The organism is Pseudaquabacterium pictum (assembly GCF_005403045.1).
GTDB classification, from domain to species: Bacteria; Pseudomonadota; Gammaproteobacteria; order Burkholderiales; family Burkholderiaceae_C; genus Pseudaquabacterium; species Pseudaquabacterium pictum.
Map to the genome: position 1 here is coordinate 143,506 of NZ_BJCL01000003.1, position 19,756 is coordinate 163,261.

Genomic DNA, 19,756 nt, shown 5'->3' on the forward strand with positions numbered 1-19,756 from the left:
ACCGCGGTTTCTAGAGCGACGGGCCCAGCGGCCGCCCGCGTCACAGGAGCAGGGCCAGCGGCTGGGTGATGGTGGGGCTGTCCGGCGCGTCGGTGCGGCGGGCGGCGGCCAGCGCGCGGTCGCGCAGGGCCTGGGCGCCGGCTGCATCGCCCGCCGCGGCCAGCACCGCCGCGCGCACCCGCCACAGGTAGGCCTGCATGCGCACGTCGCGGAAGCCGGTCAGCGCATCCCAGGTGGCCAGGGCCTGCTGGCTGAATGCCTGCGCCTCGGCCAGCGCGCCGCGGGCCAGTGCCGCCCGCGCCAGCCCGGCCTGGGCCAGGGCCACATGGCTCCAGGTCTTGACGGCCGCCTCGTCCACCACCCGCTGCAGCTGCACCCGTGCCGCCTCGGTGCGGCCCATGTCCAGCAGCAGCCGGCCCAGGCGCTCGCGGCAGGCGGCCGTGGGCTGGCGCTGGGGCGCGTCGGCGGCCTCGTAGGCCGCCAGCGCGGCCTGCAGCGTGGCCAGCGCCTCGGCCTGCCGGCCCAGGCGGGCCTGGGCGTCGCCCAGGTGGCGCTGCACCCGGCGCTGGTCGAATTCGAACTGCGCACTTCGCTGGTAGGCGGCCAGCGCCTGCTGCAGCAGCGGCAGGCCGTCGGCCGGGCGGCCTTCGGCGGCCAGGCGTTCGCCGGCGTCCTCGCGCACGATGTTGGCATCGGGTCCATCCGGCTGCCGGGCGATCTGCGCCAGCAGGCGCTGGAACTGCGCCTGGGCCGGCGCCCGCTGGCCGGCCAGGTGCAGCGTGCGGGCATGCCGGCTGCGCGGCACCCAGGCCGTGCTGAAGTCGGCGCCGCTGGTGAGCTCGGCGATGTCGGCGGCCTGCCCCAATGCGGCAGCAGCGGCGTCCAGGTCGCCCTGCTGCTGCAGCGCCAGGCCCAGGTTGCCGTACAGGGTCTGCAACTCGGCCTCGTTTCGCCGGGGCAGGGCTTCGGCCATGGCCACGGCCTGCCGGTTCAGCGTGATCGCCACGGCATGGCGGCCCTGGGTGCTGTGCTCGGTGGCCAGTTCCATCAGCGCGGTGACGTTGCCGCGCTGGCCGGGCTCCAGCTGCGCAAACAGGGCCTGCGCCTGCTGCAGCGCTTCCACCCGGGCGGCCGCCTGGTCGGCCTGGTCACGCAGGCAGATGCCGCGGGTCATCCACCAGTGGGCGCGCAGCGGGTCGGTGTCGCGGCCGGCGCGGCGAATGCTGTCGTCGGCGTCGGCCAGCAGGCGGCGGCAGTCGGCCAGGCTGCCACGCAGGTAGGCCCGGGTGGCGGCCTCCAGCTGGCCGTTCAGCACGTTGTCGTGCAATGGGCCGTGGCGCTGCAGCACCAGGGCCAGCTGGCGCTGCTGCAGCGCCTCGTAGGCGTCGTCCTCGCCCAGCTCGCGGTAGACATCGGCGGCGGTGCGCAGCAGCTCGATGCGCAGGTCCGGGTCATCGGCGAACTGCGCGTCGATGCGGGCGGCGCTGCGGTCGAGCAGGGTCTTGGCGGTGGTCTGGCCGTTGGGTTTGCCGCCCGCCAGGCGTGGGTCGGCCGCGCTGAAGACGCCGAGCAGGAAGTCCTTCACCGCTTCGGCACGGCGGGCCTGGGCGCGGGCCTCCTGGGCCTGCCACAGCACGCCGGCCACGCCGGCCACCAGCGCCAGCGTCAGTGCGCTGCCCAGCGCCACCGGCAGCCGGTGGCGGCGCACGAAGCGCGCCAACCGCTGGCCGGCACCCAGCCGGCGGGCGCGCACCGGCAGGTGCTGGCGGTGGCGGCGCAGGTCGTCGGCCAGGGCCGCCACCGACGCGTAGCGCGCCTCGGGCGCTGTCTGCAGCGCCTGGGTGACGATGGCGTCCAGGTCGCCCGCCAGCGCCCGGCGCAGCGCCGGCGTGGCAGCCACGCGGGAGGGCTGCGGCGGTTCGTCCAGCGTGGCGTCCCGCCGCGTTCCGGTGAACGCCGGCTGGTCGGTCAGCAGCTCGAACAGCATCAGCCCCAGCGCATAGACATCGGTGGCCACGCTCACCGGGCCGCCGGCCAGTTGCTCCGGTGCGGCGTACTGCGGCGTGGCCAGCACGCCCTGGGCGCGGGTGAGCACGGTGCTGTCGGCGTCCTCGGCCGGGTTGTCGCGCTCGCCGGCCTGCAGCAGCTTGGCGATGCCGAAGTCCAGCAGCTTGACCTGGCCGTCGGCCGTCACCAGCACGTTGGCCGGCTTCAGGTCGCGGTGGGCCACCAGGCGGCCGTGGGCATGGGCCACCGCGTCGGCCACCTGGTCGAACAGCGCCAGGCGCGCATCCAGCGGCAGCTGGCGCTGCTGGCACCAGGTGGTGATGTTCTGGCCGTCCACCGCCTCCAGCGCCAGCCAGGGCTGCCCGTCTTCGGTGACGCCGGCGTCGTAGAAGCGCGCGATGTGCGGATGGGCCAGCGCCGCCAGGATGTCGCGCTCGCGGGCGAAGCGGCCACGCACGGCGGCGGCGTTCAGGTTCTCCAGCAGGTGCAGGTGGGGCAGCTTCAGCGCCACCTGGCGGGCATAGGCGCCATCGGCCCGCTCGGCCAGCCAGACCACGCCCATGCCGCCCCGGCCCAGCTCGCGCTGCAGTTGCCAGGGGCCGATGCGCTGGCCGGCCTGGTGCGCGGGCGTGGCATCGGCGGCCGGCGCCAGGTGGGGCGCGGTGAGGTAGCCGTCGGCCAGCGCATCGGCCTGCCGGGCCAGCACCGCCGCCAGCCAGGGGCGCAGCACAGCCTCGTCGGCCGGCAGGGCCTCCAGGGCTGCCGCGCGGGCCTCGGCCGGCAGCGCCAGCAGGGCATCGAGCCGGCGCGAGAAGGCCGGCCAGTGTTCGGGCGGGCAGGGCAGGGCGGTCATCGCTGCAGGGGCCAACGGGCCCGGCGGGCGGGAACGGACACCAGGCCCTCAGCCCATCAGGCCATCAGGCCAGCATGGACCGCAGCAGCAGCCGGGCCTTGTCCCAGTCGCGCCGCACGGTGCGGTCGGTCAGGCCCAGCACCTGGGCGATCTCGTCATCGCTCATGCCGGCGAAGTAGCGCATCTCCACCACCTGCGCCAGGCGCGGCTCCACCGTGGCCAGGGCGGTCAACGCCTCGTCCACGCGCAGGGCCTCGGCATCGTCGGGGCCGGCCAGGCCGTCGGCCACCACGGTGTCCAGCGTCACATGGGCGGCGCTGCCGCCGCGGCGGTCGGCGGCCTGCGCACGCACCAGGTCGACGATCACCGAGCGCATTACCCGGGCGGCATAGGCATAGAAATGGCCGCGGCTGTCGAACTGCAGCGCATCGACCCGGCCGGCCAGGCGCAGAAAGCTCTCGTGCACCAGGGCGGTGGTGCTGAGGCCGGGCGCGCCATGCTGGGCGGCATGCAGCCGGGCGCGGGCGATCTTCTTCAGCTCGGGGTAGGCGGCTTCCCAGGAGGCGGGCGGCAAGTCGTCGGCGTCGGCAGTGCGGGCGGGCGGCGGCATGGGTTCATGTTCGCATGGGTGCTTCCCCTGAAACTGGGGGGGCGCTGCCCCGCCCGGGCCTGTCGCTCAGGTGCTGGTGGCCACGTGGCGGCGGCGCCACCATGCGCTGCCCTGACGAGGAGACACCACCATCGCCACTGCTCTTGGCACCTCCGGGCAGCCACCGGCGCGCGCATCCTTCCTGGCACCGTTCCAGACCCGCAGCTTCCGCTTCCAGTGGCCGGCCGACCTGTGCACCGCCTGGGCGCTGGAGATGGAGACGCTGATCCTGGGCTGGTATGTGCTGGTGCAGACCGGCTCGGTGCTGTGGCTCACCGCCTTCGGCGCGCTGCAGTTCGTCGGCACGCTGGCCTCGCCGCTGCTGGGCACGCTGGCCGACCGGCTGGGCCTGCGCCGGGTGCTGGCCAGCATGCGCTTCGCCTATGCCGCGCTGGCCGGCGTGATCCTGCTGCTGGCGGCCACCGGCCGGCTCAGCCCGGGCGCGGTGCTGGCAGTGGCCGGCGTGGCCGGGTTGCTGCGGCCGTCGGACATCGGCATGCGCACCGCCCTGGTGGGCGCCACCGTGCCGCCGCAGCACCTGATGGCGGCCATGGGCATCTCGCGCACCAGCATGGATTCGGCCAAGGTGGCCGGTGCGCTGGCGGGCGCCGGCGTGGTGGCCGCCTTCGGCATGGTGGTGGCCTACGCGGCGATCACCGCCATCCACCTGGGCGGCGCGCTGCTGACGTTGCGCGCCGACAGCGGCCGCCACCTGCCGGTGGCGCCAGTGCCGGGCCAGGCGCCGGCGGCACCGCCGTCGCCCTGGCGTGAGCTGCGCGAGGGCCTGGCCTACATCTGGCACACGCCGGTGCTGCTGGCGGCGATGGCGGTGGCGGCGCTGGTCAACCTGACGGCGTTTCCGCTCAGCGGCGGGCTGATGCCCTACATCGCGCGCGACGTGTTCCATCTCGACCAGCGTGGCCTGGGCTGGCTGGTGGCCAGCTTTGCCGGCGGCGCGCTGGCCGGATCGGTGCTGATGGGCATGGTGGGCGGCCGGCTGCGGCCGGCGCGCACCATGCTGTGGGGCTGCGGGCTGTGGTACCTGTGCCTGCTGGGCTTCGTGCATGCGCGGCAGCCCGGGCTGGCGATGGTGCTGCTGGCGGCGGCCGGCGCGGCGCAGAGCATCAGCATGCTGGCACTGTCGATGCTGCTGCTGCGTGGCTCCGACCAGCGCTTCCGCGGCCGCATCATGGGTGCGCGCATGCTGGCCATCTACCCGCTGCCGCTGGGCCTGCTGCTGGCCGGGGCGCTGATCCCGCGCATCGGCTATGCCTGGACGGCCCACGCGATGCTGGCCACCGGCGTGCTGCTGGCCGCGGCCATCGCCTGGGCCTGGCGGGATGCGCTGTGGCGCGCCGACGCACCGGGCAACCTGCGCGCCGTGCCGCCGGCCTGAAGGGCCGGGACAGGCGGAGCGCCCCCACGTTCAAGGGGGTGAAGCGTGTCCGGCGGGCGCTGCAGTCTGCGTTGGCTGAAGCAACGGATCTGCCGTCAAGGGGGCGGCAGACCACGGTTGCAAAGGATCCGACCATGTCCATGCGTTCGTCCCTGGCCTGCCATGCCGCCGCCCTGGCGCTGGCCGCTCAACTCGCGCTGCCCGCCGCGGCCCAGACGGTGGTGACGCCCACCGCCTACGACATGCCCAACGGCTATGGCCAGGCCAACCTGGGCAGCTTCAACTACTGGGACAAGGCCTACACCGGCAGCGGCGACACCAGCCTGGACTTCGCGCCGCTCAGCGGTGGCCTGGGCGACCTGACCGACGGCGTGATCGCCACCGGCCGCTGGGACGCGGTGGAAAACCTCGAGGGCACCGGCCCCTACGTCGGCTGGGCCGGCATCGACCCGGTCATCACCTTCCACTTCGCGCAGTCGCACAGCTTCAGCCAGGTCACCATCTGGCATGACGACGCCAACGGTCACGGCAACGTGGCCACGCCGATGGCCTTCACCGTGACGGTGGGCGCGCAGTCGCAGCGCTTCGACATCACCGACCCCGCCGGCGACGCCCCGTTCGCCAGCACCCTGGTGCTGGGCCCCGGCTTCACCGGCAGCAGCCTGCAGCTGCAGGTGCACCGCTTCGACACCGCCACCATGCTCAGCGAGGTGCAGATCAGTGCAGTGCCCGAGCCGGCCAGCGCCGCGCTGCTGGCCGCCGGCGCCGGCCTGCTGCTGGCGTTGCGCCGCCGGGGCGCCGCATGAGCCGCCGCCGCCGCGGCCTGCCGGCCGCCTGGCTGCTGCTGGCCCTGCTGCCGCTGGCCGCGCAGGCCGGCCGCGCCCAGGTGGGCATCGGCATGGGCACCTGGGCCACCACCGACCTGGACGGGGCCAGTGCCAGCGGCCAGGGCTGGCGCGACGGCGTGCTGCTGGAGCGGGTGACCGATGCCGCCGCGCCGCCCGCCAAGGACTGGGCCACGGTGAGCCTGCGGGTCGACAGCGGCGCGCGCAACACCTCGGCCCGCGCCGAGGCGCAGGCCGAGGCCCGGCTGCGCAGCAACGGCCAGGCCTTCGCGGGCACCGGCGCGGTGGCCAGCGACGTGGCTGCCGGCACGCTGTCGCTGCAATGGCAGAGCAGTCTGGCGCAGCAGCCGGGGACGCCGCGCGAGGGCTTCGCCCGCGGCTACCCGTTTGCCGAGCTGTGGGAGACCTTCGAGGTGGTCTACCCGATCGCCCGCGTGGCGCCGATCGAGGTCACGTTGTCGCTGCAGCTGGCCGGCCGGCTCACCGGCACCGATCCGGCCGACCCGCTGCGCCCGGGGGTGGAGGCCTTCCTGTGGCTGGGCGGCGTGGCCACCGGCGACAGCCACCACCCGTTCGACCCGGTCTGGCGCACCGAGGCCGGCACGGCCGGCACGGGGCTCGGCTACAGCGGTGCGCTGCAGTCCACCGGCTGCAGCGTGGTGCGCGGCGTGTGCAGCGGCTTCGTCAGCCTGTACGCCGGGCTGGACCTGCGCGGCCGCGTGGCCGGCGCGCCGGCCGATGCCTGGCAGACCGCCCGCGCGCCGCTGGATCTGGCCTTCGACGGCCAGCTGGCGCTGCGCGTCAGCAACGGCGTGACCCTGGTGCGCGGCGATGTGTCCGACGTGCTGCCCCCGGTGGCCTGGGCCCAGGTCAGCAGCGTGCCCGAGCCGGCGCCCGCGGTCATGCTGCTGGCCGGGCTGGCCTTGCTGGGGCTGCGCCGGCCGCGCCTGCGCCGGGGCCTGGCTGGTTCGGCACTGGCGCTGGGCACGCTGTGGCCCGCCGCCGGCATGGCCCAGACCTGGCAGCTGAGCGCCAACCTGCTGGCCAACGCCGTCCAGTTCACGCCGGGCGCGGGGTTGACCGTCAGCAACAACGACAACCTGAACCTGCTGAACCACCCCGACGCCAGGCAGTTGCAGGTGCGCAGCGAGCTGTCGGAGACGCCGGTGGGCGGCCGGGCCGATGCCCGGTTCGTTGGCCGGGTGGGCCTGCTCAAGGCCTATGCCGCTGTCAGCAACCCCTACTGCTGCGACCTGCAGGGCCATGTGCTGACGCTCGGCTACAGCAACGCCACGGTGCAGGGTCGCTTTTATGACACGGTGCTGGTGGGCGGTGCGGGCCTGACCCTGGGCACGCCGGTGAGCTACCGGGTCGAGTTCGACATCAGCGGCAGCCTGAGCCGGCCCCTGTTCGAGTCAGGCGGCTTTCTCAGCGTGGACGGACTGGCCGAGGTGCGACTGCGCGACCTGACCAGCTTCCAGGAGGTGTCGCTCAGCTGGGATGCCAGCAAGAACGCCACGGGCCGCTACGCGCTGACCTTGAACACCCAGGTCGGCCACAGCCTGGCCGTGAGCGGCATGCTCTACGCCGGAGCCTATGTCAGCAGTTACGCGACGCTGGGCCGGTCGGCCGTGGCCGACTTCGGCCACTCGGCGGCCTACAGTCTCACGCCGTCCGTGGCCGGGCTGAACACGGTCGGTGCCAGCGGTCATGACTTCCTGGCGCCGGTGCCCGAGCCGGCCACGGCGGCCAGCCTGCTGCTGGGCCTGGCGGTGCTGGGCGGTGTGGCCCGGCTCAGACGATCCGGTCCTCGGGCTTGCTGATCTTGCCCATCGGCGCGTAGCGCGCGCTGGCCTGCAGCGGGTGCTCGGCGGCGCTGCCGTCCCACACTGGGTCGGCGATGCCCTCGAACACCTCGCGCAGGCGCTGGCCCCAGGTGCTGTGGATCATCTGGAAGTAGGGGTTCTGGTCGTCGATGCAGACCATCTGCTCGGTGCGGAAGCTGCCCTCGCGGTAGACCAGCAGGTCCAGCGGCAGGCCCACGCTCAAGTTGGACTTCAGCGTGGAATCCATGCTCACCAGCGCGCACTTGGCGGCCTCGTCCAGCGGCGTGGAAGGCGTCAGCACCCGGTCGAGGATGGGCTTGCCGTACTTGCTCTCGCCCACCTGGAAGAAGCAGGTCTCGCGGGTGGCCTCGATGAAGTTGCCGGCCGAATAGACCAGGAACATGCGCATCGCCTCGCCCTTGATCTGGCCGCCGAAGATCATGCTGGCGTTGAAGTCGATGCCGGCGGCCTTCAGGCTGGGGCCGTCCTGCTGGTAGACGCGGCGCACCGCCGCGCCCAGCACCCGCACCGCGTCGAACATGCTCTCGGCATTCCAGATCGTCAGCGCCGGCTGGTCGGGGCCGCGGTCGATCTTCTCGAGTTGCAGGATCTCGCGCACGCTCTGGCTGATGCTGAGGTTGCCGGCCGACAGCAGCACCATGAAGCGGTCGTCGGCCTTCTCGTAGACCATCATCTTGCGGAAGGTGCTGATCTGGTCGATGCCGGCGTTGGTGCGGCTGTCGCTGAGGAACACCAGGCCGGCGTTCAGGCGGATGCCGATGCAGTAGGTCATGGGATGTGGTGGGTCTGGCAGGCGCCCGGCACCCGCGGCGCCCGGCAAACCCGCGAGGGTATCAGCCCGCGCCGAAGCGCTGGCGCACCGCCTGCAGGCCGGCCTCGGTGGCGCGCAGCGCCTGGGCGATGTCCGCCTCGGTGTGGGCCAGGCTCAGGAACATGTTGTGCTTGGGGTGCAGGTAGGCGCCGTGGCGCAGCGCCTCGGCGCAGAACACCATGCCCTTCTCCCAGGCCGGATCGTCGTCGAACAGCACCAGCGGCATCTGCACCGGGCCGCTCTGGCGGATGCCGATCCCGAGCGCCACGGCCTGCTCGGCCAGGCCCTGGCGGAACAGGCTGCCGATGCGTTCCAGGTGGACCACCAGGCCGTCGCGCCGGGCCACCGCCAGCGTGGCCAGGCCCGCGGCCATGGCCACGCCGCCGGCCCAGAACGAGCCGGTGGTGAAGATGCGGCCGGCGGCATCGCGCAGTGCGTCGGTGCCGGTGACGGCGGCCAGCGCATGGCCGTTGGCGATGGCCTTGCTCCAGGCGCTCAAGTCGGGGCGGATGCCCAGCGGCTCCCAGCTGCCGGGCATGTTCAGGCGCAGGCCGGTGCGCACCTCGTCCAGCACCAAGGCGGCGCCGGCGCGGTCGCACAGGGCCCGCGCGGCCTGGGCGAAGGCGGGGCTGGGCAATTCCTGGTCGATGCCCAGGTCATGCCGGATCGGCGCCAGCAGCACCGCGGCCAGGTCGGGCCCGGCCTCGGCCGCGGCGGCCTCCAGGCTGGCCACGTCGTTGTAGCGGAAGCGGATCAGGTGGGCGCGGTCCTCCGGCGTGGTGCCGGCGGGCACCGGCGTGCACCAGGGCGCGGCGCCGTGGTAACTGCCCTGGGCGGCCAGCACCTTGCGCCGGCCGGTGGCGGCGCGCGCCACCATCAGCGCCACGGTGGTGGCATCCGTCCCGTTCTTCTGGAACAGCACCCAGTCGGCATGGGCGATGGTGTCGACCAGGGTCTCGGCCAGCTCGACGAAGCGCGGCGTCGGGCCGTTCAGGCAATCGCCCAGCGCGGCCTGGGCCTGGGCGGCGGCCTCCACCTCCGGGTGGCGGTAGCCCAGCAGGTTGGGGCCCCAGGCGCACATGAAGTCGATGACTTCGCGGCCGTCCACATCCCACAGCCGGCAGCCGTCACCGCGCTGGAAGAACTGCGGGTAGCCGACCGGCAGCGCGGCGGCGTTGAGGTGGCCGGTCATGCCGCCCGGCACCACGCGTCGGGCGCGCTGTCGCAGGGCTTGGTCGACGGTCTCGGCGAGCATTTCGGTGGGGTGGGCCATGGCAGAACCTCCTGCCGGCCATGGTAGCCAGGGCGGGCGGTCAATCGTTCCAGGGAAAGCGCCAGAGCGCCACCGCGCCGAACAGCGCCGCAAAACCCAGCAGCACCGCCACCGGCAGGGCCGCATCGGCCAGCGGCAGGGCGCGCCAGGTCATCGCGTCCATGCCCTGCACGGCCCAGTGGGTGGGTGTCCAGGCCGCCACGGCCTGCAGCCAGGGCGGGAACAGGAAGCTGGGCACCCAGGCGCCGCCCAGCATCACCAGCAGCAGCGTCACCAGGATGGCCAGGCCGCGGGTGGCCTCGGGCGAGCGGCCCAGCGCCGCCACCATCAGCCCCAGCGTGGCGCTGCACAGCGCGGTGGCGGCCAGCACCGCCAGCAGGCCCAGCGTGCTGCCCTGCACCCGCACACCGAACACCGCGATGGCGACGCCGAACACCACCAAGAACACGCCCAGGCCGATCACCGCGCCCGAGGCCACCCGGCTGCCCAGCAGCTGCAGCCGCGACAGCGGCGCCACCCGCAGCCGCTGCCACAGGCCGCTGCGGCGCAGCAGCAGCAAGGCGATGCCGGTGTCCACCGCCATCAGCAGCACGAACTGCACGCCCATGCCGGCAAACGAATGGGCATAGCTGTCGTAGCCGTCGCCGGCGCGCTTCTGCACCACCGCGCTGGTCTCCTGCAGGGTGAACGGCAGGGCGAAGTCCGGTCCGCGGCGCGGGCCGCTGCCATCGGCCGGGCCGCCGAAGGCCGTCTGCGCCACCGCTTGGCTGACATGCTGGGCCAGCAGGCCGCGCAGCAGGGGAAGCACCATGTTCTGCGATGGGTCATGCGCCAGCGCCAATGCCGGCTTGTCGCCCCGGCCCTGCACCGCCGCCACCGCCTGCGCGCCGAAGCCGGCCGGCACGGTGATGGCCGCGCGCAGCGTGCCGCGGCGCACGCCATCCAGTGCGGCGGTGGCGCCGGGCGTGCTCAGCTTCAGCGCCGGGTCGGCCCGCAGCGCGGCCAGCAGACGGGCCGACAGCGCACTGACGTCGAGATCGACCACCGCCACCGGCACCTGCTGCACCTGCGGCTCACGCTGCTTGAACAGGCTGCCGAAGAAGGCGCCGATCAGGATCGGCGCCACCAGGCTCATCAGCAGCGCGCGGCGGTTGCGCAGGTACAGCAGCAGATCGGTGTGCACCAGGGCGAGGAAGGCGGTCATGTCAGTCTCTCAGTTGCCGACCGGTCAGGTCGATGAACACGTCTTCCAGCGTGGCGCGCTGGCTGGCCAGGTGCTGCACAGTGATGCCGCGGGCCGACAGCAGGGCCAGCACCATCGCGGCGCTGCCGGCCAGGCCGGGCGCCTCCGGCGCTGCGCTGTCGGCCAGCGTCAGGGTCAGGCCGTCGGGCCGGGCATCGGCCTGGTGCACGCCGGGCAGGCTGCGCACGGCGGTCAGCAGGGCATCGTCGGCCGGCGTGGCCAGCGCGATGTCCAGCCGCTGGTGGCCCGGCAGGCGCTGGCGCAGCGCGGCCAGCGTGCCCTGGGCCACCACCCGGCCGTGGTCGATGATCACCAGCTGGTCGGCCAGGCGTTCCACCTCGTCCATGTGGTGGGTGGTGTAGACCAGGGCCTTGCCGGCGGCGCGCAGCGCCTCCAGCATGGTGAAGATGGCCAGCCGGCTCTGCGGGTCGACGCCGGCGGTGGGCTCGTCCAGCAGCACCAGGGCCGGGTCGTGCACCAGGGCGCAGGCGATGTGCAGGCGGCGCTTCATGCCGCCGCTGAAGGTCTCGGGCCGGTCGTTGGCCCGGTCCGCCAGCCCCACTTGGTCCAGCACCGCATCGGCCCGCTGCGCCAATGCTGCGCCGCGCAGGCCGTGCAGCGCGCCGAACAAAAGCAGGTTGCGGCGGGCGCTCAGCGTGTCGTGCAGCGCCAGCTCCTGCGTCACCAGGCCGATGTGGCGGCGGGCGGCGGCGGGGTCATCGGCTTGACTCTGGCCGGCGATGGTCACGCTGCCGCCGTCGGCGGGCGTGAGGCCGGCGATCATGGCCAGCGTGGTGCTCTTGCCGGCGCCGTTGGGGCCCAGCAGGCCCAGCAGAGTGCCGGGCGCCACCTGCAGGGACACATCGGCCACCGCCTGGCGAGCGCCGTAGCGCTTGGCCAGGTGGCGGGCGTCGAGCAGCGGGGTGGGTGGGGCATTGAGGGGGGACATGCAGCCATGCTCCCATGGCCACCCGGGCGGCCTGCCTGATCTGCGACAGAGCGCCGCCACCTGTCGCGAGATGCCGCCCGGTGGACGGCAAGCGCGCGTCAGCCGCGGCTGGCCAGGCCCTTGAGCCGGTACAGCGCGTCCAGCGCCTCGCGCGGCGTCAGCGCATCGGGGTCGATGGCTGACAACGCGGCGTCCACCGGCGATGGCTCGGGTGCCGCGCTGGCCTCGGGCGGCGCGGCGAACAGGTCCACCTGGGCATCACCGGCGCGCTGCTGGGCTTCCAGCGCCTCGAGCGTGGCGCGGGCCTGGCGCACCAGCGTGGCCGGCATGCCGGCCAGACGCGCCACCTGCACGCCGTAGCTGCGGCTGGCCGGGCCGGGCTCGATGGCGTGCAGGAACACGATGTCGTGCCCCGCCTCCACCGCCGAGACATGCATGTTCAGTGCCCGCGGGTGCTTCGCCGGAAACTCGGTCAGCTCGAAGTAGTGGGTGGCGAACAGCGTGAACGCCTGGTTGCGGTCATGCAGCTGGCTGGCGATGGCACCGGCCAGGGCCAGGCCGTCGAAGGTGCTGGTGCCGCGGCCGATCTCGTCCATCAGCACCAGGCTGTGCGGCGTGGCGGCATGCACGATGGCGGCGGCCTCGGTCATCTCCAGCATGAAGGTCGACTGGGCATTGACCAGGTCATCCGCTGCGCCGATGCGGGTGTGGATGGCGTCGATCGGCCCCAGCGTGCAGGCCTGGGCCGGCACGAAGGAGCCCATCGATGCCAGCAGCACGATCAGCGCCACCTGGCGCATGTAGGTGCTCTTGCCGCCCATGTTCGGGCCGGTGATCACCAGCATGCGGGTGCGGGCGTCCAGCCGGCAATCGTTGGCGATGAAGTCCGGCCCGCCGGTCTCCATCAAGCGCGCCTGCACCACCGGGTGGCGGCCTTGCGTGATGTCGATGCAGGGCTGGGGCACGAAGCGCGGCCGGCACCACGCCAGCGTGGCGGCACGCTCGGCCAGCGCGGCCAGGGCGTCCAGCGCCGCCAGCGCCCGGGCCAGCGCGCCCAGCGGCAGCAGGTGGGCCTGCAGCTGCTCCAGCAGCTGGTCGAACAGCCATTTCTCTCGGGCCAGGGCGCGGTCCTGTGCGCTCAGCGCCTTGTCCTCGAAGGCTTTCAGCTCCGGCGTGATGAAGCGCTCGGCGTTCTTCAACGTCTGCCGGCGCTGGTAGTCGGCGGGCACCTTGTCCAGCTGCCCGGCCGTCACCTCGATGTAGAAGCCATGCACCCGGTTGAACTGCACCCGCAGGTTGGCGATGCCGGAGCGGCTGCGCTCGCGCACTTCCAGGTCGAGCAGGAAGGCATCGCAGTTCTGGCCGATGGCGCGCAGTTCGTCCAGCTCGGCATCGTGGCCGGTGGCGATCACGCCGCCGTCGCGCAGCAGCACCGCGGGTTCGTCGGCGATCGCGGATTGCAGCAGCGCATGCAGCGCGGGCGGCGGCTGCAGCGCGTCGGCGGCCTCGTCGATCAACCTGGCCGCGCCCGCATCGGGCAGCGTGGCGCGCAGCACCGGCAGCAGGGCCAGCGTGGCGCGCAGGCCGCTCAGCTCCCGCGGGCGCACCTGGCGCAGGGCCAGCCGGGCGGTGATGCGTTCCACATCGCTGACGGCCCGCAGCGCGGCGCGCAGCGGCTCGGCGCCGTGGTCCAGCAGCGCGGCGATGGCGGCGTGCCGCGCGGTGGCCGGCGCCCGGTCACGTGGCGGGTGGGTCAGCCAGTGGCGCAGCGTGCGGCTGCCCATGCCGGTCTGGCAGCTGTCGATCAGCGACAGCAGGGTGGGCGCCTTCTCGCCGCGCAGGGTCTGGGTCAGCTCCAGGTTGCGGTGGGTGGCAGGCGGCAGGTCGATCAGGCTGCTGGCGCGGGCGGCTTCCAGCGTCGCCACATGGGCCAGGGCCTGGCCCTGGGTGTGCTCGGCGAAGCTCAGCAGCGCGGCGGCGGCGGCCTGGGCGACGGCCAGATCCTGCGCATTGAAGCCCTGCAGCGAGGCCACCTTCAGCAGCGCGCACAGCTTGCGCTCGCCCAGGGCGGTGTCGAACTGCCAGGCCGGCCGCGCGGTGCGGGCGGCACGGTGCTGGGTGATGGCGGCCGGCAGGCTGTCGGCCAGATCGCCGGCTTGTGTGGATTGGGGATGCAGCAGCTCGGCCGGGTCCAGCCGGGCCAGCCAGCCGGCCAGGTCCGCCTCGCTGCATTCGGTGACGCCCAGCTGGCCGCTGGCCAGGCCCAGCCAGGCCAGGCCCCAGGTGTTGCGGATCTTGGTGGCGGCGCACAGCAGGGTGTCGACGCGGTCGTCGAGCAGGGCGCTGTCGGTGATGGTGCCGGGCGTCACCACCCGCACCACCTTTCGCTCGACCGGGCCCTTGGCGGTGGCCACGTCGCCCACCTGCTCGGCAATGGCCACCGCCTCGCCCAGCTTGATCAGCCGGGCCAGGTAGTTCTCGACCGAGTGCACCGGCACGCCGGCCATCACCACCGGCTCGCCGGCGCTCTGGCCGCGGGTGGTCAGGGTGATGTCGAGCAGGCGGTGGGCCTTGCGTGCATCGTCGAAGAACAGCTCGTAGAAATCCCCCATCCGGTAGAACACCAGGGTGTCGGGGAAGCCGGCCTTGATGCCCAGGTACTGGGCCATCATGGGTGTGTGGGCTGAAGCGTCGCCCTTCAAGCGGTCGGCGGTGGGGGTCGGATCGGGCATGGCGCGGGCGATGTTAGGGCAGCCGGTCCGGATGCTCGGGCCGCCGCGGGGCCGTTGGCCGGCCGGGGCGTGGTCATCCAGGGCAGCGTTGGGCCTCCCGCATGGGGGAATGCCGGATGGCTTGCATCCATCCGCATCCGGGCCGCGTATGGGTGGAGGCGCGCCGGCCGGTAGGGTCGGCAGGCCGCCCCTTTCACCCACCATCCGGACGAAACATGAGCAAGATCCAACGCATCGCCCCCCTGGTCCGCAAGGCCGTGCTGTCGCTGGCCCTGGTCGCGCCTGCGGCCTTTGCCGGCCATCTGAACGCGCTGCTGAATGCCGACCTCGACGGGCGCCAGCAGGTCAACACCGCCGGCACCAGCGCCATCGTGGGCGACCCGAACGGTCGTGGCGAGGTCTACGTCTTCGGCATCGATGCCAACAAGTACACCCTCTGCTACAACCTGCAGGTCAAGCGCATCGGCGAGCTGGATCTGGCGCCGCAGCCGGGTGTGCGCATGGCGCACATCCACGCCGGCAAGCGCGGCCAGAACGGCCCCGTGGTCGCCAACCTGGCCTGGCCGCAGGGCGGCCAGTCGGCCGACTGCCTGGACGGCATCAACCAGCGCGCGCGCTTCGCGGCCGACGTGCCCAGCGTGGAAGCCCTGATCGCCGACATCCTGGCCAACCCCGAGAACTACTACGTCAACGTGCACAACAGCCAGTACCCGGCGGGCGCCGTGCGTGGCCAGCTGGCCGTGGCTGCCGACTGACCCGGCCTGCGCGGCCGGGCCGCCGCCATCACCGCTGCAGTTCGACGGTGACGGCAGCCGGCTGCCCGGTCTTGTTGGTCCACATCCAGCAGTAGGCCTCATCGACGGTCACCTGCAGGGTGCCGTCGCCCTGGGCTCGGCCCTCCCGCTTCTCGGGGTAGGTCACGGCCTTGCCCTCGTGGTAGTGGATGTTGAAGTTCATCGGCGCGCTGGCCTGGAAGCGCCACTGCACCGCCGAGCCGCGGGGGATCTGCCCGCAGGCCTCGGCGAACTTGCCGGCGGCGACCTCGAACCGGTGCGTGAAGCGGCGCTCCGCGTCGAAGCGGATGTCGACGATCTCGGCCTGTGCCGGCAGGCCGAGGCCCATCACGGCCAGGATGGCGGTGGCCCACCAGGGCTGCGGACGGTGGGTGCGGTGGTGAGGCGGTTCGTTGGGTCGCATGGTGGGGCGTGGCATGGTGGTGTGGTTGTACGCCGGATGCCGCCCGCCGGATTCAGCGGTCGACCGCTGCTGCCGGCGGGCTGGACGCCCGGCTGCGCAGGATGCCCGCAAAGTAGGCCGCCAGGCTGCCGCGGTCGGCCAGGGGCAGCACCAGGGCCACATGCTGGTCGGGCCGCACCACCACCATGCAGCCCGCGGAACGGTCGATGCCCCGCAGCGCGAAGATGTCGGCCTCCGGGCGCTGGTCGGCGCAGAACACCTTCTCGTAGTCGCGCAGGCCGTAGGCACCCACCGGCGGCCGCAGCAGCGCCGGCATCGCGTTGAAATCCAGCGCGCGGAAGCCCTGCTGGAACACCGCCCGGGTGTCGATCACCGCGTCGATGTCCTCGCCCGGCGCGGTGTGGCGGCGCAGGGGTGATGCCGTGTCGTCGGCCAGCCAGGCGCACAGGCTGGCCAGCGTGCCGCCGGCTCGGCCGTCGTCGCCCGCCGGGGCGAACAGGAACAGCCGGAAGCGCGCATCGGCCTCGATGCAGTGGCCCAGCTGCATCGGCCGGGCGTCGGCCAGCCGCACCACCGGAGCCGAGTGCAGGCGCATGCCGATGTCGAAACCGCTGGCCAGATCCTGGTGGGTGGCCACGCCGGTCAGCAGGCCGGGTTCGTAGCGCACGGTCAGGCCACAGGTGAAGGGCAGGTTCTGGACGAAGGCGCGAGCCACGTCCGGCAGGCCGTCGGTGGACGGTGCAGTGGTGCGGGCACCCACCACCCGCGACCAGGTGTGGTCGAAGTCCACCAGGGCCTGGGCCGCGGCGCGCCGTTCGCCGGTGTAGGTGTGCAGCAGGCCGGCATCGGCCCGGCCGGTCAGCACCGCGATCAGCTTCCAGCCCAGGTTGAAGGTGTCGCCCATCGACACGTTCATGCCCTGGCCTGCCTTGGGGCTGTGGGTGTGGCAGGCATCGCCGGCCAGCAGCACCCGCGGCGTGCGGCGGGCCGCCTGGCCGGCCGGCACATCGTCGAAGGTGTCGGTCAGCCGGTGGCCGATCTCGTAGATCGACCACCAGACCACCTCCTTCACCTCCAGCTGGAAGGGCGCCAGGATGTGCTGCGCCTTGGCGATGATGTCCGCCGCGGCCAGGCCGCGGTCGGCCACCCGCTCGTGGTCGGCCAGCTGGTCCATCTCCACATACAGGCGAACCAGGTGGCCGCCCTCGCGCGGCAGCACCATCAGCGTGCCCTGGTCCTGCGAACGCACGAAGCTCTTCATCCGCCAGTCGGGGAAGTCGGTCACCGCCAGCAGGTCGATCACGCCCCAGGCCTGGTGGGCCGCATCGCCGTGCAGCGCGCCACCGATGGCACTGCGGACGGTCGAGCGGGCACCGTCGCAGCCGATGACGTAGTTCGCGCGCACGGTGTGGGTCTGGCCGGCGCGCTCCGGCGCGGTGTGGGCCAGGGTGACGGTGACCGGATGGTCGTCGGTGCCGGGGTCGACCGTGAGCCCCGCCACCTTCAGGCCCAGGTCGGGCACCAGGCGGCTGGGCGACTGGCGCATCTGCGCGAGGAACAGGTCATGCACCCGCGCCTGGTTGATCAGCACATGCGGCATCTCCGAGATGCCGTCGGGCACGTCCTGCACCCGGGCCACGCGGTCGAGCTGGCGGTTGTCAGCCCCGGGTGCCCAGAAGGTGGTCTCGTTGATCCACACCGCCTCGCGCATCACCTGCTCGGCAAAGCCGAAGGCCTGGAACATCTCCATCGAGCGCACGCTGATGCCGTCGGCCTGGCCCTTCTCCATCGGCGCCAGCTTGGGCTCGACCAGCATGGTGCGGATCTGCGGGAAGCGGGCCAGCTGCGCCGCCAGGCACAGGCCGGCCGGGCCCGAGCCGGCGATCAGCACATCCACCTCGGTGGGCAGCGGGTCGCCCGCGCGGCGGTGGCCGGGGGCGGCGGGCTGCAGGTCGGGGTCGCCGGGCCGGAAGCCGTCGCGGTGGTATTGCATGGTGTCTCCGTGCCGTCGTGGATCAATAGTATGTATGCATATCATATGCATGCAACGCTACACTGGTCAAGCCCGGATCCGGGCACCCACGGAGACCCGCAGCGATGCACAGGATCGCGATGGCCGGACACCTGATCCGGCGCCTGCACCAGCAATCGACCCAGACCTTCCAGGCCGGCATGCAGGCCATCGGCGTCGACATGACGTCGGTGCAGTTCGCGGCGCTGGATGCCATCGTCCAGCAGCCGGGCATCGACCAGGCCAGCCTGGCGGCCACCATCAGCTTCGACCGCGCCACCATCGGCGGTGTGGTCGACCGGCTGGAGGCCAAGGGCCTGGTGCAGCGGCTGGTCAGCCCCGATGACCGCCGCGCCCGCCTGCTGCATGCCACGCCGGCCGGGCTGGCGCAGCTGGCCGCCGTGCGGCCGACGGTGGAAGCGCTGCAGGCGCAGATCCTGGCGCCGCTGACCGACGCCGAACAAGCCGCCTTCGCCGCGCTGGCGCGCAAGGCGCTGGGGCTGGATTGACGGCGGCGGTCAGGCCGCGGGCGCCTGGCCGGCCAGCAGCGCTTCGATGGTCTCCTGCACCGCCAGCGCCTCGGCAAAGCCGGGCAGGCTGTGCGGCCGGCCCTCGATCAGCGCCACCCACTGGTCGAGCTGGTCGGCCTGGCCGCGCTGGCGCAGGGCAGCCGGGTCGCCGTCGCCCAGCCAGCTGCCGTCGGCCTGGCGGCGCTGCAGGCCGAACCAGTCGCGCAGTTCCACCGCGCCGGTGCTGCCCTGCAGCAGGAAGCGGTTGAAGTCGTCCACCGCGCCGGTCACCGCAGCCTGCACCTGCACCGGCACGCCGCCGGCCTGCAGGGTGGCGGTCAGGGCGCGCTCGGCGCTGCGGCCATCGGCCGGATAGTCGGGCGCCGACTGCAGCACCTGGGCCGGCCCCAGCAGCCGCTGCAGCACGAAGATGAAGTGCGACAGCACCTCGCGGGTGAAGCCGCCCTCGGCCCGCTCGGCCAGCCAGGCGCCGGCCGCCGCCTGCCAGGGCCGCGGCCAGGCGGCGAAGGCCAGCGCGATCTGCACCGCCTGCGGCGTGCCGATGCCGCCCTGCACCGCCGCCTGCAAAGCGGCCAGGCCGGGCGACGAGGCGAGCGAGAAGTTCACCGCTGCACGGTGGCCTTCGGCCGCGATGCGGGCGATGGTGCGGCGGGCCGCGTCGAAGTCCACCGTCAGCGGCTTTTCGCAGAACACCGCCAGCCCGGCATCGAAGGCCCGGTTCGACAGCACCATGTGCGGCGCCGGCGGCGTGGCGATGTACAGCGTGTGCAGGTCGGGGCTGGCGATCAGCGCCTCGGCGCTGTCGGCCGGCTGCAGCGCCGGAAAGGCCGCCAGCGTGCGGGCCAGCGCCGCGGGGTCGGCGTCCCACACCCGGGCGGCGCGCAGGCGCGGGTGCTGGGCCAGGCGCGCCAGCATGCGCTGGCCCATGACGCCCAGGCCGATGAGTCCGACATTCAGGAGATCAGGCATGTGTGGTGTCCGTCGACAAGGCCCGCGAGTCTAGTGGCGGCGGCCCGGGCATGAAAAAAGGGCAGGTGCCGAAGCACCTGCCCTCTTTGGCGGAAGCCCGAAGAATTACTTCTTGGCTTCTTCCTTCTTGGCGGCCGGCTTGGCGTCCTTCTTGGCGGCGCTGGCGGCGGCGGCGGGGGCGCTGGCGGCCTTGTCCTTCATCGGGGCGCCACCGGCGTGCGAGGCGGCTTGGGCGCCGAAGGCGAAGGCGGTCAGGATCAGGGCGGTGAAGAGCTTGGTCATGTTGTCGATCTCTCGGTTGGGACAGTGCTGTGGAATCCGGCACAGGGAAAACCCTGAATGCATCGGACCTTGCCGTGGCTGCCGGAACCATCGCACCGTCAGCACACCTGTCCACAACGCCGGCCTCGCCAATCGGTTGACACGGTCTGCACCAACCCGCTG

The 19,756-nt window shown here is 73.1% G+C and carries 16 protein-coding genes; 5 read left to right on the top strand and 11 right to left on the bottom strand.

The features are described 5' to 3' along the window. Positions 1 to 40 precede the first annotated feature (40 nt). Together FFT10_RS07615 and FFT10_RS07620 are read right to left on the bottom strand one after the other, a co-directional pair. Positions 41 to 2,860 carry a serine/threonine-protein kinase gene (locus tag FFT10_RS07615; protein WP_137732201.1) on the bottom strand — a complete coding sequence of 940 codons (2,820 nt, stop codon included), beginning with the start codon at positions 2,858 to 2,860 and terminating at the stop codon, positions 41 to 43. Positions 2,861 to 2,924: 64 nt separating this feature from the next. After that, positions 2,925 to 3,470 (bottom strand): ECF-type sigma factor, encoded by a 546-nt coding sequence (locus tag FFT10_RS07620; RefSeq protein WP_137732202.1) that lies wholly within the window; start codon positions 3,468 to 3,470, stop codon positions 2,925 to 2,927. A 181-nt stretch (positions 3,471 to 3,651) separates the two neighbouring features. On the opposite strand from FFT10_RS07620, the gene FFT10_RS07625 reads away from it, so the two are divergent. The 3 genes from FFT10_RS07625 to FFT10_RS07635 all read left to right on the top strand — a co-directional run bounded on the left by FFT10_RS07625 (position 3,652) and on the right by FFT10_RS07635 (position 7,573). Further along, a complete protein-coding gene (locus FFT10_RS07625) occupies positions 3,652 to 4,905 on the top strand; it encodes an MFS transporter (RefSeq protein WP_228027032.1) in 1,254 nt (417 codons plus the stop codon). A 134-nt stretch (positions 4,906 to 5,039) separates the two neighbouring features. After that, the gene (locus FFT10_RS07630; RefSeq protein ID WP_137732204.1) at positions 5,040 to 5,711 is read left to right on the top strand and encodes a PEP-CTERM sorting domain-containing protein; all 672 of its coding nucleotides are present in this window, start codon (positions 5,040 to 5,042) and stop codon (positions 5,709 to 5,711) included. After that, positions 5,708 to 7,573: a PEP-CTERM sorting domain-containing protein gene (locus FFT10_RS07635; RefSeq protein WP_137732205.1), complete on the top strand. Its 1,866-nt coding sequence runs from the start codon at positions 5,708 to 5,710 to the stop codon at positions 7,571 to 7,573. Before FFT10_RS07630 ends, FFT10_RS07635 begins: the two co-directional genes overlap by 4 nt. Here FFT10_RS07635 and FFT10_RS07640 read toward each other — a convergent pair. The 5 genes from FFT10_RS07640 to mutS form a co-directional block, all read right to left on the bottom strand. Further along, positions 7,545 to 8,369 (bottom strand): proteasome-type protease, encoded by an 825-nt coding sequence (locus tag FFT10_RS07640; RefSeq protein WP_137732206.1) that lies wholly within the window; start codon positions 8,367 to 8,369, stop codon positions 7,545 to 7,547. The genes FFT10_RS07635 and FFT10_RS07640 overlap by 29 nt on opposite strands. A 61-nt stretch (positions 8,370 to 8,430) precedes the next feature. Further along, positions 8,431 to 9,681, bottom strand: a complete 1,251-nt coding sequence (locus FFT10_RS07645) for an aminotransferase class III-fold pyridoxal phosphate-dependent enzyme (RefSeq protein WP_228026999.1) — start codon at positions 9,679 to 9,681, stop codon at positions 8,431 to 8,433. A 40-nt stretch (positions 9,682 to 9,721) separates the two neighbouring features. After that, entirely contained in the window at positions 9,722 to 10,885 is a 1,164-nt protein-coding gene (locus FFT10_RS07650; RefSeq protein WP_137732207.1) for an ABC transporter permease, read from the bottom strand. Between the two features lies 1 nt (position 10,886). Beyond that, on the bottom strand, positions 10,887 to 11,873 hold the full coding sequence (locus FFT10_RS28570; protein ID WP_137732208.1) for an ABC transporter ATP-binding protein: 987 nt from the start codon (positions 11,871 to 11,873) through the stop codon (positions 10,887 to 10,889). A gap of 98 nt (positions 11,874 to 11,971) precedes the next feature. Then, positions 11,972 to 14,605 carry a DNA mismatch repair protein MutS gene (gene mutS, locus FFT10_RS07660; RefSeq protein ID WP_228027000.1) on the bottom strand — a complete coding sequence of 878 codons (2,634 nt, stop codon included), beginning with the start codon at positions 14,603 to 14,605 and terminating at the stop codon, positions 11,972 to 11,974. 215 nt (positions 14,606 to 14,820) lie between these two features. Between mutS and FFT10_RS07665 the strand changes: the two genes are divergently transcribed. Then, positions 14,821 to 15,360 carry a CHRD domain-containing protein gene (locus FFT10_RS07665; protein WP_137732209.1) on the top strand — a complete coding sequence of 180 codons (540 nt, stop codon included), beginning with the start codon at positions 14,821 to 14,823 and terminating at the stop codon, positions 15,358 to 15,360. A 28-nt stretch (positions 15,361 to 15,388) separates the two neighbouring features. Here the strand turns inward: FFT10_RS07665 and FFT10_RS07670 are convergent, their stop codons facing one another. After that, a complete protein-coding gene (locus FFT10_RS07670) occupies positions 15,389 to 15,802 on the bottom strand; it encodes a hypothetical protein (RefSeq protein WP_137732210.1) in 414 nt (137 codons plus the stop codon). 52 nt (positions 15,803 to 15,854) lie between these two features. After that, positions 15,855 to 17,795 carry an FAD-dependent monooxygenase gene (locus tag FFT10_RS07675; protein ID WP_137732211.1) on the bottom strand — a complete coding sequence of 647 codons (1,941 nt, stop codon included), beginning with the start codon at positions 17,793 to 17,795 and terminating at the stop codon, positions 15,855 to 15,857. 119 nt (positions 17,796 to 17,914) lie between these two features. On the opposite strand from FFT10_RS07675, the gene FFT10_RS07680 reads away from it, so the two are divergent. Beyond that, positions 17,915 to 18,322, top strand: a complete 408-nt coding sequence (locus tag FFT10_RS07680; protein WP_228027001.1) for a MarR family winged helix-turn-helix transcriptional regulator — start codon at positions 17,915 to 17,917, stop codon at positions 18,320 to 18,322. 9 nt (positions 18,323 to 18,331) lie between these two features. Here FFT10_RS07680 and FFT10_RS07685 read toward each other — a convergent pair whose 3' ends face one another. Together FFT10_RS07685 and FFT10_RS27950 are read right to left on the bottom strand one after the other, a co-directional pair. Then, positions 18,332 to 19,312, bottom strand: a complete 981-nt coding sequence (locus FFT10_RS07685; RefSeq protein ID WP_137732213.1) for a Gfo/Idh/MocA family protein — start codon at positions 19,310 to 19,312, stop codon at positions 18,332 to 18,334. Positions 19,313 to 19,417: 105 nt separating this feature from the next. Continuing rightward, positions 19,418 to 19,594, bottom strand: a complete 177-nt coding sequence (locus tag FFT10_RS27950; protein ID WP_162854852.1) for a hypothetical protein — start codon at positions 19,592 to 19,594, stop codon at positions 19,418 to 19,420. Positions 19,595 to 19,756: the final 162 nt, after the last annotated feature.